Source organism: Aporhodopirellula sallentina SM41, from assembly GCF_000346505.1.
Taxonomy (GTDB): domain Bacteria; phylum Planctomycetota; class Planctomycetia; order Pirellulales; family Pirellulaceae; genus Rhodopirellula; species Rhodopirellula sallentina.
Genome location: NZ_ANOH01000077.1, coordinates 1 through 15,106, shown reverse-complemented (window position 1 = coordinate 15,106; position 15,106 = coordinate 1). Strand labels below are relative to the sequence as shown.

Annotated in this window: 10 protein-coding genes; 6 read left to right on the top strand and 4 right to left on the bottom strand. The window is 57.7% G+C overall.

The window, feature by feature from the left end; all coding sequences use genetic code 11:
* The first annotated feature begins 52 nt into the window (after positions 1–52).
* The 5 genes from RSSM_RS04275 to csrA all read left to right on the top strand — a co-directional run bounded on the left by RSSM_RS04275 (position 53) and on the right by csrA (position 8,439).
* On the top strand, positions 53–2,059 hold the full coding sequence (locus tag RSSM_RS04275) for a hypothetical protein (protein ID WP_008674916.1): 2,007 nt from the start codon (positions 53–55) through the stop codon (positions 2,057–2,059).
* 187 nt (positions 2,060–2,246) lie between these two features.
* Positions 2,247–4,781 (top strand): ATP-dependent helicase HrpB, encoded by a 2,535-nt coding sequence (hrpB, locus tag RSSM_RS04270; RefSeq protein WP_008674914.1) that lies wholly within the window; start codon positions 2,247–2,249, stop codon positions 4,779–4,781.
* Between the two features lie 224 nt (positions 4,782–5,005).
* Entirely contained in the window at positions 5,006–6,961 is a 1,956-nt protein-coding gene (locus RSSM_RS04265; protein ID WP_008674913.1) for a flagellin N-terminal helical domain-containing protein, read from the top strand.
* Between the two features lie 208 nt (positions 6,962–7,169).
* Positions 7,170–7,634: a flagellar assembly protein FliW gene (gene fliW / locus RSSM_RS04260; RefSeq protein ID WP_008674911.1), complete on the top strand. Its 465-nt coding sequence runs from the start codon at positions 7,170–7,172 to the stop codon at positions 7,632–7,634.
* Between the two features lie 580 nt (positions 7,635–8,214).
* Positions 8,215–8,439: a carbon storage regulator CsrA gene (gene csrA / locus RSSM_RS04250; protein WP_008674908.1), complete on the top strand. Its 225-nt coding sequence runs from the start codon at positions 8,215–8,217 to the stop codon at positions 8,437–8,439.
* 70 nt (positions 8,440–8,509) lie between these two features.
* On the opposite strand, the gene RSSM_RS04245 is transcribed toward csrA, so the two are convergent.
* Positions 8,510–11,701 (bottom strand): anaerobic glycerol-3-phosphate dehydrogenase subunit C, encoded by a 3,192-nt coding sequence (locus tag RSSM_RS04245; RefSeq protein ID WP_008674907.1) that lies wholly within the window; start codon positions 11,699–11,701, stop codon positions 8,510–8,512.
* A gap of 334 nt (positions 11,702–12,035) precedes the next feature.
* Here RSSM_RS04245 and RSSM_RS04240 point away from each other — a divergent pair, with 334 nt between their 5' ends.
* Complete coding sequence (locus tag RSSM_RS04240; protein WP_044301072.1) at positions 12,036–12,788, top strand: ABC transporter permease; 753 nt, start codon at positions 12,036–12,038, stop codon at positions 12,786–12,788.
* Positions 12,789–12,861: 73 nt separating this feature from the next.
* On the opposite strand, the gene RSSM_RS04235 is transcribed toward RSSM_RS04240, so the two are convergent.
* Genes RSSM_RS04235 through RSSM_RS04225 form a run of 3 tightly spaced genes read right to left on the bottom strand, consistent with a single transcriptional unit; the run spans position 12,862 to position 14,823 of the window.
* A complete protein-coding gene (locus RSSM_RS04235) occupies positions 12,862–13,362 on the bottom strand; it encodes a hypothetical protein (RefSeq protein ID WP_008674903.1) in 501 nt (166 codons plus the stop codon).
* Positions 13,359–14,522: a hypothetical protein gene (locus tag RSSM_RS04230; RefSeq protein ID WP_008674902.1), complete on the bottom strand. Its 1,164-nt coding sequence runs from the start codon at positions 14,520–14,522 to the stop codon at positions 13,359–13,361. The genes RSSM_RS04235 and RSSM_RS04230 overlap by 4 nt, the downstream gene beginning before the upstream one ends.
* Positions 14,523–14,541: 19 nt before the next feature.
* On the bottom strand, positions 14,542–14,823 hold the full coding sequence (locus RSSM_RS04225) for a DNA-directed RNA polymerase subunit alpha C-terminal domain-containing protein (protein WP_008674900.1): 282 nt from the start codon (positions 14,821–14,823) through the stop codon (positions 14,542–14,544).
* Positions 14,824–15,106 lie beyond the last annotated feature (283 nt).

Here is a 15,106-nt window from a genome sequence, read left to right as displayed (position 1 = left end):
GATCGCGTCATCGATTGCCCGACGCCAATGTGAACCACCTCGGCCTATCATCATGAGTACACCACGTCATCCTGTTTCTCCAATTCCTGTTTTGCCATTTCTCTTTCGGTGGGCGTTCGCCCCTTTGCTGCTCATCGCGAGTCTCTTCGCCGAACCCTCTCTCGCGGGCGGACAATCGTTTGAACTGAACCGCATCGCAGAGGCAACCTATTTCAGACCCACCACGGAAGACTTTGAATCGGACCGGCGGCGCGCAATCAACGCTGTCACGGATTTGGACCGATACCTCGGATACGGTTCCAACGCCGACGCATGGAAACGATTTCTCAAACTGCAGGAACTCAACGACCAACTTGCGTCGATCCCGGCCCCCACGTTTCCACCAATCGATTTTGATGATCGCGATCTCCAGCTAACCGATACACAACGAGATTATCTCGACCAGTTTCAAACGATTCGTGAACTCGCGGCGCGAATGATGGGCAAACATCAAGGACTCGAGCGGGGGCCGATCGCCGGCGCCCGTGAATCGATCAAGCGGTTGGTGCTGACGAGTGAATTGATGATCGACGCGACGCTGGAGAAAGGATTCCGGTCACGACGGGACACCATTGTCGAATTGTTGATGACGCCCCATCAAGAAGACCAAACGTTCTACCGGACACTGCAACCGCTCGCTTCGTGGATGGACCAATACGCTCAGGCGACCGAATGGACACCGGTAGCGAAGGCGTTGTGGTCTCGCCCCAACCTGCGAATCAACGTTTCTGCGGCGGCAATGCGAAAGGTAACCCTTCGCCCCATTCGCGAAACCGAACCGATCGACGAGTGCGAGGATGGTCGCCGCATTCACGGACGTGCCCTGGTCACCGGCGTCGCCTACATGGTTCCGTCCGAGTCATCGCAACCGATCTCATGGGGCGTTGGTCATTCATCTGTGGACGTGACTTCATGGCAGGCACGTCCACAATGCCAAATTGTCTTTGATGGGAATATCGAGTCGACCCTCAACGGTTCCGACGGTCCGGTTTCGTTCGGGTTGATTGGCCAAACGCGCGTGAACGGTTACACGCCGGTCATTTTGGGAACAGACCGCTTTATCGTTCTACCAATCCAAACCTCCTCGTCGACACATTTGCGCACGCGTCATGTCTCCACACGACGCAACGGGATCGGCAGCCGCTTGGTCAGAAAGATCGCCACCAACGTTATCGAGAAGAAACAACCCGAATCACAACGGGAGCTCGACAAGGGAGCCGTCGAGCGTTTTTCGACTGCGTTCATGGAAGACGTTACTCAAGAGATTCTCGAGGCGGAAATGGACTTCAAAGAAGACGTCCTCGCCGCGATGGATCGTTCGGACGTCCGTCCGTCTGATCTGAACTTCGCCGGCACCGGATCCCATCTCGAAATCGGCATGACGCTGAACGGTGGCTTTGGTCTCGGTGCACCACCGCTGGCACTGCCAACGGTGGTTCCCAGCCTGCCGATCTATTCGGCACGCTCGGCTCCTGACATCACGATTCGATTGCACGAATCGGTTGTCGAACGTTTGGCCCAGCGAATGTTGGCGGGTGAAACCATTTCTGATTTCGCAACGTTGGTTCAATCGATCGGATTGCCGGTTACGGACGAACAAGCCGCTGAAATGCCTGACGACATTTTGATCGAACTCGCACGCGACCTCCCCGTCACCGCTCGCTTCGAAGACAACACGCTCGAGTTGATGGTACGCTGCAAACGCTTCCAAGTCGGACGAGCAAGCCCGATCGCGGTGAATTTCACCGTTCGTTATGACGTTCGCATCGATGCCGGGAACGTCAAATTCGAAATGCTCGGTGACCCCAAAGTCACGCCGCCGGAAACCAAACGGGCGGGAATCCGTTTCTACACCATGAAGAACGTGGTCGCGAGACGATTAAAAAAAGAAATCCCAAAGGAAAACACGCTCGACGGTTTTGACCTCGACGCCCCCGGCGATCGCCTTGGGCACCTCAATTTCGACACCGCCAACGTCAGCCAAGGTTGGTTGACCTTGACGATGCGAGGAGATCGATAAACCGCCTGCTCGCCTCTAGCGTTTCCCAACCGGTGGCACTTCACCCCGTCACCGCCCGGTCGTAGAATTCACCGCGAGTGCACGGTCAGCGGCATGACGATCTTCCTAGACGCGTCACGCGGTCGCGTCGCGACGGGTCTGCACTGAGTCTCTCTCATCGCTTGTTGCCTCGCGAACCACGCACCGTATGAAACGCCCGTCGCTGCCCATTGATGAGGTACTGCCTCAACTCGTCGATGCGGTCACGGCAGAAAATCCGGTAGTTCTCAAAGCTCCACCGGGTGCCGGCAAAACGACCGGTGTCCCCTTGGCGCTATCCAACGCGATGAAGAGGGACGAGGGGCAGATTTGGGTTGTTCAACCGCGACGTTTGGCAGCCCGTAGCGTCGCCGAGTATCTCGCCAGATCGCTCAACGAACCGATCGGCGAAACCATCGGATACCACGTCCGTCTCGATCGAAAAGAAAGCAACTCGACACGCGTGCTGTTAATGACGACAGGAATTTTCCTGCAGCGAATGCGTTCGGATCCGTTGTTGGAAAAGACCGCCTGCGTGATCCTGGACGAATTTCACGAACGAAGCCTGGAACTCGACCTATCGCTCGCACTCACGCACCGACTGCGAACGCAACTTCGCGATGACCTGCGGTTGATCGTTATGTCCGCAACGCTTGACCCCCAGCCGATTGCGGACTATCTCGGCGTCACGTCACGGTCGTTGGAATGTCACGGACGCAGCTTTCCGGTCGAGACTCAACACCATCAGGTTGATCCTCGGGCACGCCTGGAACAATCGATCACGCCTCTTATCTGCGGCGCGGCGCAGCAAACAGACGGCCATGTCCTTGTGTTTTTGCCAGGCGTGGCTGACATTCACCGTGTCGGCGAGGCGCTGCGTCAGACCGAGCTCGCCGATGAGCGTTCTGTCGTTCCCTTACACGGGTCTCTCACGCCGAAACAGCAGGACGATGCCGTTCGCAACGATCCCTCGGCACCGCGGAAGATCATCCTCTCGACGAACATTGCCGAGACTTCCGTGACGGTGGACGGGGTTACCGCCGTCGTCGACTCGGGGCTCAGCAAGACGCCGATGCTCGACACACGTCTCGGACTCACTCGATTGCAAACGAGACCGATCTCGATCGCGTCGGCGGATCAGCGTGCCGGACGGGCCGGGCGAACGTCGGCCGGAACCTGTGACCGCATGTGGTCAACGGCGGCGCACCGGACACGCGACCTCTACGACAATCCTGAAGTCTCACGCAGCGATTTGTCATCCGCATTCCTAACGCTCGCGACTCTCGGAGAAGACCTCGAAGGAGATTTCCCGTGGTTCACACCACCGCCGGAACACGCAGCCCGAGCAGCCATCGGTTTGCTCACCGCACTCGGCGCGATCGGAGACGCCAATCGAATCACGAGCGTCGGTCGCGTGATGTCCACTTTGCCACTGCACCCCCGCGTTTCCCGCTTTGCGATCACCGCGAGTGAGTTGTTGGGAACGGAACTCGCTGCCGCAGGCGCGGCTCTGATGAGTGAACGCGATCCCATCGACAATCAAGACTCACGTTGGTCGGAACTCTCCCTCGCCGAAAAGATGCAGCACGTCGTCTCACGTCCGAAATCAATGGGACGAAACTATCTGAACGCCGCACGTCAAATCCAACGCTCTCTCGAAAGATCGCTCACCCCGGAAACGTCTTGCGGCGCAGCGAGTGATACGAAATCTACCTCCAACCATGACGCCGTGGCACAAGCGTTACTCGCGGCGTACCCGGATCGAGTTGTCGTTAGACGTGACGGTGATGAAGATCGTGGCGTGATGGTGGGACGTCGAGGTGTCTTGGGGCTGAAACGAATCCCGGACCTTTCCCAGGACTCCAAACTCCTGCTGTGTTACGACGTGGACGGGAACGCGACCGAGTCGCGCGTTCGAGGTGCTGTATCGATTGACGAATCTTGGCTCCCGAATGGTTCCCTTCAAAAAGAGGTTTCCGTCGACTTTGATGCAAAACGGGAAACCGTAGTGTGTCGGGCCGTCGAAAAGTATGCGGACCTCGTCCTCAGTGAAACTCCGATCACGTGCGAAGAGAATCCGGAGACAAGCGAACGTCTTTACACCGAAGCGATCGGGCAACTCGAGAAAGTCTACCCAGAGAACGCTCGCGGAAACTCAGGTGAATTCCAAAACGTTCTGCATCGCATCCGTTTGGTGATCGAACACTGCCTTGACGAGCCCCCACCGTTTAGCAACGTCGACGAACTGTGTCGTGAGGTTTGCCGAGAACTGTGTCACGGCCGACGCTCCTTTGCCGAACTACGTCGTGCTGCGTGGACAGACTACCTCATCGGAAAAGTCGGCTATGAGTTTTGGGAAATTGTTCAATCGGAAGCTCCAACTCACCTGACGCTGCCGAGCGGCAATCGCGCCCGAGTGGGATACGCGGAGAATCGCCCGCCGTGGATGGAAGCCCGCATCCAAGAGTGCTTCGGATGGCCTCAAACGCCGCGGATCCTACGAGGCAACGTCGCCGTTCAGATGCATCTGCTCGGCCCCAACCGGAGACCGCAACAAATCACCGAAGACCTCGAGAGTTTCTGGAAGAACACCTACGGCGAAATTCGAAAAGAGCTTCGGCGACGTTACCCGAAACATCATTGGCCGGAAAACCCAACCACCGCCGAGGCGACACACAACGGGCTCAAACCGCGCGAGAAGTAGTCAACAGCACGATGTTTGGACAATTGCGAAATCATTTGGACTTGAGTTGGACCCGGCACAATGCCGAAATAACAGAGGAAACCGTGCTGTTTTAAGATTTGTTTGGATTACGCCGGGTAACGGATTGCGTCGAGAGACGCTGCCAACCGCAATCGATACGGCGGATCGTTTGTACGTTCTGTGCGGCTTGATTCCACTTCAACGACGATGGACTCGCATAGCAGATGGCTCTCCTTCCCGTTACAACCAATCGCGTCAGCACGCCTCTGACCAACCAACGATTGTTGTATCAACTCAACAACGATCAACTCGCGATCCAACGCCAGTACGACCAACTCAGTACGGGGCGTCGCGTACTGCGAATGAGCGACGATCCGGCCGCGGCGAGCCGTGCGATCGGATACCAACGGTCGATCTCATACAGCGAGCAATTGATCCGCAACGCGAACGTCACCGAGGCGTTTTATCAATCGACCGACGTCGTGCTGAATCGCGTCGACAACGCGTTAATCGAAGCCCGCGGGGTGGCCGTCGAAGCCGCACAGAGCGTGCTTTCGGAAGACCAACGCGAAGCGCTCGCGATGACCATCCGGCAAAACATGGAATCGGTCGTTTCGGCGGGAAACGGCATGTTCAACGATCACCAGTTGCTCGGCGGCGTGCTAGAAAACGAAGCGGCGCTGCAGTATGTCAACGATACGGTCCTGTTTAGTGGAACCGGCGCGATCGGGCAAACCAAAGTCGGTGACGGTTCACCGGAAACATTCACCGTCACGGGAGCAACCGCGATTGGCGTCGGAGGGACGTTTCAAACCGGGGACGCCCTCAACGCCGCCATTGATGAGGACACTCGCCTAGTCGACCTGCGGCAAGGCATCGGCGTTAGCCCCGGCATCATCACGTTGTCCGATGGCGACAACCACGTCGAACTCGACCTGCAAAATGCGGCCACGATCGGAGATGTCGTGGATGTTCTTCGCACCGTGGAACTCGGCGGCCGTCCGCTCGGGATCAACCTGGGCAGCGATTCCATTTCGATCCAGTACGCGGACTCACTGCCGGGAACGCTCGCGGTGATCGACGCCGAAGGCAGTTCCCTCGCACACGATTTGGGGATTTCCAATCCGCTGGGCTACCGTTCGCCACCGATCGTCGGCGACCGGTTGTCGCCGCGTGTAACCTCGTCCACGAAAATCAGCGATCTCGGTGACGGCACCGGTTTGGATCTCACCAACGGAATTGTCATTCAGCGAGGAAACGAGAGTTTCACGATCGACTTTGACGGAGCCGAAACGATCGGAGACGTCTTGATCGCGATCAATCGAAGTGACGCCGGTGTTCACGCCACACTCGATGAAATCGAAGGACACATCGATCTCTCCGGTCTGTACTCGGGCGTCGACTACAGCATTGGTGAAAACGGTGGAATCGCTGCCACGGAACTCGGCATCCGCACCGCAGACACCGAAACACTGCTGAGCGATCTAGCCCGCGGTCGTGGCTTGAGCCTGAATCCCAACGGTGCCGACGTCGTCATCACACGTCCCGACGGCGTTGAACTCGAACTCGAACTCGAAGGTGCTGAAACGATCCAGGATGTCATGGACCTGATCGCCAATCACCCCAACAACCAGGACACGTTGCGAGTCCGTGTTTCGCTCAACTCGGTCGGCAACGGTCTGGAGTTGACCGCACCCACAGGCGCCGGACCGATTCGCGTGACACAGCCCGGCCTGAGCGATGCAGGGGTTTACCTCGGTTGGATCGAAGAGGGGCAAAGCGAAGCCACCTCCCAGGTCAACATCGGCGCGTCCACATTGACCGGCCAGGACTATCGGCCCCGCGAAGCAGGCGGGGCAGTCGACACACTCTTGCGTCTGGAAAAAGCGGTCCGCGAAGGCGATATTCCCGAAATCAGTCGACTGCAAACACAGCTCGACAGCGACCTCGATATGAGCAGTCGCACGCGGGGGCGAGTGGGTGTCTGGACTCAGAGTTTGGCCGAGACCAAAGCCGCGATGGAGGACGAGAACGTGCTCTTGCAAGCGCAGATGTCCGACGAACTCGATGCCGACTTGGCGACCGTGATCAGTGAACTCGGGGCCCGGCAAGCCGCCTTGGAAGCGTCCATGCGGTTCATCGGGCAAACATCTAACCTGACGGTGTTGAACTACCTTTGATCCGTAGTGCGGTGAACAGGTTGTCACGGAAGCGGGCGCTCGGCGAACCGTTTTCCCAAATAGGCCCGCTCTGAGCAACGCGCCGGTTGTGACGATTTTTTCGGATTATTTGCTCGTTTCGGTTATCTCTCGGCAAAGGTGTTGCCGATGAAAGACGTGAAGATAGTTTCAACCACGTGCATGAACCCTGTCCCATCGGAACTCAGCCATGCGAATCGACACACATCGCTTCGGCACACTTGAACTCAACGCCGATCAGCTGTTCCTCTTCCCACAGGGTCTCGTGGGGATGGAGTCACTTCATCAATGGGCGTTGATTCCCGATCCGGACAACGAATCAGTTGCATGGTTGCAATCCGCCGCTCGTGGTGACCGGGCGATGGCAGTCGTCAGCCCACGTGCTTTTTTTCCTGAATATCGAGTGCACGTCGGACGCCGAGACCTTGCCGGACTGCACCTGACCAGCGGCTCGGAAGTTTACATCATGACCACCGTCGCCGGTCATGTCGGCAAGTTGACCACGAACCTTCGTGCTCCGTTGCTGATCAACCTCGACCGGCGTTTGGGATGCCAAGTCATCACGAATGACGACCGCCCTTTGCGGCAACCACTTCCAACCGCAGCACGGTCGGCCGCCGAGCCACTGCCCGTCTCGCAGGTTCGTGCTGCCTAGAACAGTCGCTGCTTTATCGCGAGCCTTCTTGGCTCGCAAACAGAGGATCTACCGAACGAAAACAAAAAGCCGACCTGGCGGATGCCGGTCGGCTTTCTGCATTTCCTGCACGTAGTCCGCGAACGGTGATATCTCGGGAACGGTCGCCGGCCACGTGCCTTCTGTTTAGGCAATCCGCATCGGCGCACCGCGGATGCGTTTCGATTTCGTTTCTTCACGCGGAAACGATCCCACTGCAATCGTTTGCCCTCTCGATCCGGTCCGCGTGTCACAGCCGGCGAACGTGACACCACTGCCCGCATTGGCACGGTTCTTTGGCAATCTGCTCGCTAATAGCGCGAACCCGCACGACCGGTACGTGTGGACCTTCTCAGCGGATCTTGGACAAAGCAATGTCATCGGGACGATCACTCTCTTAGCGAGGCGGAATCGACATTGTGTTGATTCCACTTTAGAGACCTCGTTCGATTGTTGCGATGGAATGCAGATCACGGCAAGGATTGCCGAACCGAACGCATCAGAATTCCAACCAATTTGGTCCCACTGATTCTCCCTCCAGAAATATCAAACCGAGGACATTATGCTCGTCCTTTCCCGACACCGCGACGAAAGCATCATGATTGGTGATGACGTGGTTGTGACGATTGTCGACATCCGTGGCGATAAAGTTCGCCTTGGCATCGAGGCACCACAAGCCATCCCGGTGCACCGTCAAGAAGTCTACGACGCCATTCAACGTGAAAATCGTCGCGCCTCACAAACCGGTGCTGGTGCCACGAAGGATGTGCGACCACCGCGATCTTAGCGACCGCTGTTTCCACTTCCCTTGATCGACGCGAGTGCTGCACACCTTGGTAGCCGGTGCAGTGCGTTGATCAAACCGGGGACGATGACGCAGGCGACGACTCACCGCGAAGAACGGGACGGGGCATCCGTCCGTAAGCGTGTGCGAGCAATTTCAATGGATGCACGGCGGAGTAGTTCCCACCGTGTTCCATCTGCAATTTGCAAGCGCTGCATTCGGTGGCCGGCGCGGCATCGGCAGCACGACGTACCGCAGAGATCATCGGCCAACCGATCCGAAGGCTATTCCGATAGTTTTTCCGCTGCAGCCCCCAGGTGCCTGCCATCCCGCTGCAGCCCTTGCCGACGGTATCGACCTCGATTCCCGGGATCAACTGCATCAATCGTGCCGCCGACGACTCCCGTTCGAGCACACGGCTGTGGCAGGGTTGATGATAAATGACGCGGTGGTCAATCCGTTGGAACTCCAACTCGAGACGGTCTTCCTCGTGCAGCGACCAAAGGTATTCACACGCTTCATGCGAGTGCCGTGCAACGAGGTGAGCGTCTTCGCTGTCGAGCAGGTTCGGGTACTCGTGTTTCAAACACAACGCGGCCGCAGGTTCTGTCGCTAAAACGGTGTAACCCTGTCGAACCGCATCGGCGAGAATCCGGACGTTGCGTCGAGCCACACGTCTGGCCCCTTTTAAATCGCCGCCGGTAATCCGCCCCATCCCGCTGAGTCCCTGTCCAACCGGAACGTAAAAACCGATTCGGTTGTGCAGCAAAATCTCGGCGAGCGCCCGCCCGATTTCGGGATCGTGGTAGTTCGCGAAATGGTCGACAAAGTAAACGACTTTCAGTCCGCCGTGCGGTGATGATTTGTGCCAACGTCGCCTCGTCGCGTAACGCACAAACGTTTCGTTGGACAGTTTCGGGATATCTCGAGCGGCCGAAAGGCCAAACAGGTTTTCGCCTAACCAACGCATCGAACGTCGACGCAGCAGGAAGTTCGAGATCGACGCCACTTTCGAAGCGATCGATGCCACCACATCGAGCCGCCCAACCAACCAATCCGACAAAGGCATCCCGTTGGTCGCAACATACTGAGCCTTGATCTCGCCGACGACTTTGGGGATGTCAACCGAGGCGGGACATTCCACGCGACAGGAATGGCAATTGAAACAAAGGTCCGCGACCGCCTTGGCTCGTTCCCCTGTCAACTCGTTGACATTCAACGCGCCACTGAGAACTCCACGCAGCAAATTCGCTTTCGCTCTCGGCGATGCCTCTTCCACCGCCGAGATGCGAAACATCGGGCACTGGCGTTCCCCTTCGCTATGCGACCGGCAACGACCGCAACCGTTGCACTGACGGGTTGTGTTTGTGATCGGTGAACTTCCCGGCCATTGCTGCAACACCTCTAGCTGAGGAGGCGGTTCGTGCGGCATCAACGAGGCTACCAACTTTGACGCAGCCGACTCGGCCAACCCTCGTTCCTTGACAACGTCTTCTTGCGCCGCGTTCTCGGACGGTTCGTCTGTACTTGGCGTTGCTGCCGCTGTCGCATTCGGCGACTCCATCGCCGCATTGAAACCACTCAACGTGGTCGCCGGATCTTCCCCTCTTCGCAGCGGCAACACGCTTCGTCCCGCTTCGATAATTTCGATCGTGTGATTGAGCGGACGCAGGTTCTCGTCGGGCTTCTGCAACACTGCACCAAATAACTTGCCCGCGTTGAACCGATGCTGTGGATCAAACAGTCGCTTGACTTGACCCATCGCCGGCCACAAATCACCAAACTGCGTCGGCATCAAGAAGGAACGACTCAATCCCGCCGCATGTTCCACACCGATCTGCCCGCCCTCGCGCCAAACCACTTCCGCGATCGCTTCGCTTAACGGACGAACCCGACGACGGTCCTCTTCCTTAGCGAGGTCCAACATTGGCCGCACGTGCAACTGACCGTGACCCGCGTGCGCGAAAACAGTCGCCGTTGTTTGAAAACGTTTCAACACATCCTGCACCGCAACTAACATCTGCGGCAACGTTTCCGGTGGCGAATAGATGTCTTCGACAAACGGCAAAGGCATCGCTCGACCAGGCACCCGGTATTGTCTTTGGATCACCCGTCGAAACAAAACCCAAAATAAATCACGCAGTTGATTCTGCACCGTGTCCTGGGAAGCAAACGCGGCATCCGGGCCCGTTGCGAGCGTCTGTCTTAAAATCCCGAGTCGATGATACAAGTCACCGAGAGATTCACCTTGTATCTCGACGAGCATGCCCGCTTCTGCCTCGCGAGGCACCAAGTCGGCGAAACGTTTCTCGCCCTCGCGTGCGATCTGTAACAACCGGCGATCCATGACGTCACAAGCGATCGGGCCGTGACTTAACGCCGAAACGGCGGCTCGCATCGCCGAATCCAACCGCCGAAAGAACAGCAGCACGACACCACGATGAGCCGGGATCAACTCGGTGCGGACGGTCGCGTCAACCATCACCCCCAGAGTCCCTTGGGTACCGGCGTAAAAGCGAGCCAGGTCAACAACGTCCGACGAATCCATGAAGTCATCGAGGCGGTACCCGTTGCTCGCCGGGGACCGAAACGAATGCGATTCCAGGGCATCGACGAACTGGTTGCGAATTTCCCTCAGCCCGCGTGCGACCCGATTGCGATACGCGATCCCGCCTTCTCCACCGACCTGTGACGGCGACTGCATGTACTCTTCGGGAGCGTGCTGGGCGAACTCAACGAGCTCTCCGCTGGCGTTGATCACGCGGACGGATTCCACCGTATCCCGCGCCGAACCACTTCGCAGGTAATGGCTGCCCGACGCATTGGTCGCGATCACTCCGCCCATCGTAGTAATTGCTCGCGTTGCGGGATCCGGGCCGAACCATCGTCCCGAATGAGCCAACAGGCGATTCACACTCGCGAGCGTCGCCCCGCTCTGCACTGTGACCGTCGTCCCATCCTCCTGCAGCGACACCCGCCGGAGATGACACGACATGTCCAACACGATCCCCGGCCCGAGCGATTCCCCCGCCACGCCGCTTCCGCTGCCACGGGGATGAATCGTTAAACCATGATCCCCCGCATACACGACGGTGGCCGAGATGTCAGCGGCCGAACGCGGCCGAACGACGGCCAAAGGCCGGATCTGATAGACGCTCGCATCGGACGCGTACAGTTGCAAGGAAACGTCATCACACAAAACCTCCCCGTCGACAAGGCCGCGGAGGTCATCGTGCAATCGTTGGCGATCCAGATCAGTGCGCATTGCCCTCATTACGACTCAAAAAGGCCCATTCCGTCAAGGAGTCTGACTACTGCCGTGCCCGGCCCGTTCCAATCGGCCTTGATCTAAGGCTCCTGCTGCACGTGTGCTCCCGCACGATTTCGAATTGGGCTAGAACACCTACGGCCCCAAGGCACAACCGGATCGGAAAAACAAGACGAACCTCCCAAACGCCCTCGCCGCGACGTTGCTTGGGAGCGTTCATTTTGCATCACGAGGGCAAATGCGGAAAAAACGCTGATCTGGTGATTAGACGGACGACGCGGCAGGACATTACTCCAAATTGTTCGAACGCTCCGCCAATTGAACCAAACTCATGGCTGATCCCATCTCCCTTCCTCGCCTTGCCCTGGCACTGATCCCCGTGCTCGCGCTGATTCTGTGGCTATACGGCACCGGACACCGGATCGTGACGTCACTGCAAGGACTCGGCCGGATGCTGATTCAGCTTTCGCTCGTCGGCTACGTGTTGGTGTTCTTGTTCGAATCAAAACATGCATGGACCAGCCTCGCTACGCTCAGCGTGATGATGCTCGCCGCTTCCGCGATCGCCATTCGCACCTCCGCCGATCGACCGTGGTCGTTGTACTTTCAGGTCCTCGCGTCAATCGTCCTCGGCGGCGGAATCACCCTCGCGGTGATCACTGCGGGGGTTCTCAACGTGGACCCTTGGTACAACCCGCGGGTATTGATTCCTCTGGCAGGCATGACGTTTTCCAACTGCATGAACGCACTCTCTCTCGCAATCGAGCGACTCGAGTCAGAAACCAACACACCATCAAACAGTTCCACCACGTCCATCGTCGCTTCCCCAGCAGAACACGCTGCCGACCCCAACCAGGCCGTTCGCGTTGCCTTGATTCCAATTACCAACAGCCTCTACGCCGTGGGTGTTGTCTCAATCCCGGGCATGATGACCGGACAAGTCCTCGCGGGCGTTTCGCCACTGATCGCCGCTCGGTACCAGATCATGATCATGTGCCTGATCTTCGCGTCGGCAGGATTGTCGCTGATGATTTTCCTACAGCTTCAACGTCGCGGCGATACAAAACCCATCCAGAACCCCTGAACCGAATCAACAGCTACGTTCAGGAATCAACAGGGTTCGAAAGCCAAACGCTTTCAAAGACAACACCACTCACTCAGGAAGCGGTGTTTCCCTGACGCGATCGCCAACGTCTTAAGACCGATGGCAAACGGCGGTGCAACGGCGTCTTGGCGATCTGCTCGAGACAAGGCAGTTCGTTGCTACTGGATTCGGTTATCACCGTCGGGTCAGGCTTGCGAGCAACCATGTAGAACGGATGTTCGGCAACCGCTTCGCGTCCTTCTTCGACAAAGACACGCACCCGGATGCCCCACTGAATGCAAAGCAAATGACCGCGATAACTCAGCGGCGAAGGCGGCAACCGGCACTGAATCGGTTGACTGTCGACCATGCCTCGTTCTCGCAGTTGAGCGGCATCGTAACGACGGAAGTAGTGCACACTGAGATCTTCGTCACCTTTGCCCTCGGTGTACCACAACACCGAAACCTCGACGCTACTGATCTCGTCGAGACTCACCCGACTCACACGCCAACTCGCCTTCAAAACCCCACCGGCCGCGTATGTCGCATCGTCACGACATAACGTCACATTCACCGCGGGCTGTTTGGTGGAACCATTAGCGGCGGATGGACGACGAGCGGGAAACTTCGGCAGAACGATGGCCAAGGGCGGGCTTCTCCTGAAACGATCAATCGCCACCTCACCGAATTATTCGTCGCACTGAACGAATGCATCACATTGGCGGGTAGCTCGAACTCCAATTGTTGCTCCCAGGGGGTGAGCGGGTCAACACGAACCGGCCCTTCGGCCAGCAATTCTTTCGAAAGTGCAACGTGTTGATCGGACCGAACGTCGGTTCCCTGCCGGAAAAATGACTCCTCTTCACAAACCAGTTCAACCCGCAAACTCCGCAGCCGCATCCGCCCCATTTGCAAAACAAAAAGCTGATACGCGCCGCCGGGCTCCAACGGGTGATCACTGATTTCCACCACCGTCGGACCAACCCCAGCGATCTGCCGCACCTTCCTCAGAAAGGACTTCAGCGCCCAAATCGCTACACCGGAGAAGGGCAACAGCAGCATCGCCAAAACAGGCCTAGGGCGGTCATACCACCATCCCGAAATCGCCACCGCCAAAAGAACCACACAGACCGAGTTCCATATCAGCGCCAACGAGGCCGCCCCGAAGATCGCCCATCGTCCCGTCGACACCGACGCCAATCGATAACGAAGTCGCTCCCCCAAACTCTCATCGAGCACCGTTCCGCGGGGCACCGCCGGCAGGCTCGGGTACTCATCCGACGCCTTCGGATCGGTCTGCGGAGCCGACGCAATCGATTCTTCCTCCTGATTTTCGGCGGACGCAGAATTCCACCGAGAAAGTCGGCCTTTTTGGGCCGAAATGCGTTCCTGGCTGAAACCGAGGTGCATCAAACGGTAACCAAGACCGAATGCACCGGACCCGATTGCAGCGACGGAGATGATCGCCACGATCCATGGCCCCCAGTGATGACCGCCCCCGCGTGCCAAATCCGAGTCCAGCACCACACGGGCCTCCTCGGGGAGGTCAATCCCGATCCGAGGAACCATCCACTGCGCAACGAGCACCAGTGTGAAGAGAAACACACCGGCAAAAATGAGGCTCAGGTAGAACGCGAGCTCACCGAGGACGCCCCGAAACGGCCCCGTACGCAGCCGCCGTCCGAGCTTCTTGCTCCACGGACGCCACTGCCAGACTGATCGAGACCGTCTCACGTAGAATTTAGCCGCGGGATTAGTGGGCTTTGGAGGTCACAACCTGACGGCCCGGACGGAAAAATCCGAGTTGCTCCAACGCGTCGTACACTTCGTCCAACGTCTTTTCGCCAAAGTTACTGATTTTCAACAATCGACGAGGAGTCGCGTTGAGCAAATCCCGGACGGTCAAAATTCCGGTTTCTTCGAGACAGTTGGTCGTCCGGACCGACAATCCCATCTCGGCAATGCTCAGGTCGAGCCGCTCTCGTCGCAAACGGGCTTCTTCTTCGGCCTGGCTCAGTGGAATGCGCGTCTTCATATGAATCCTTCCATTTTGATTTGATGGTGAAGCTGCAATTCGCACGCAGATCATACGTTATAAACGTTCAATTTGCTGCGTGTGAATCCACAAAGAATACTGTTTCTCGGGATTCCAGCAATGGGCAAAAATTTGTGGACGTCTATCTCCGCTCATGCCAATTCGCGTCACCGTACCGAGTTTGCATTAATTCGTCGGCGATTGCCTCGATTTGCCCCGCAACTCCATCGGGAAAACGCTCGGAGACAACCGATCGAGTGTCACCAACGGTTGACTCACCACT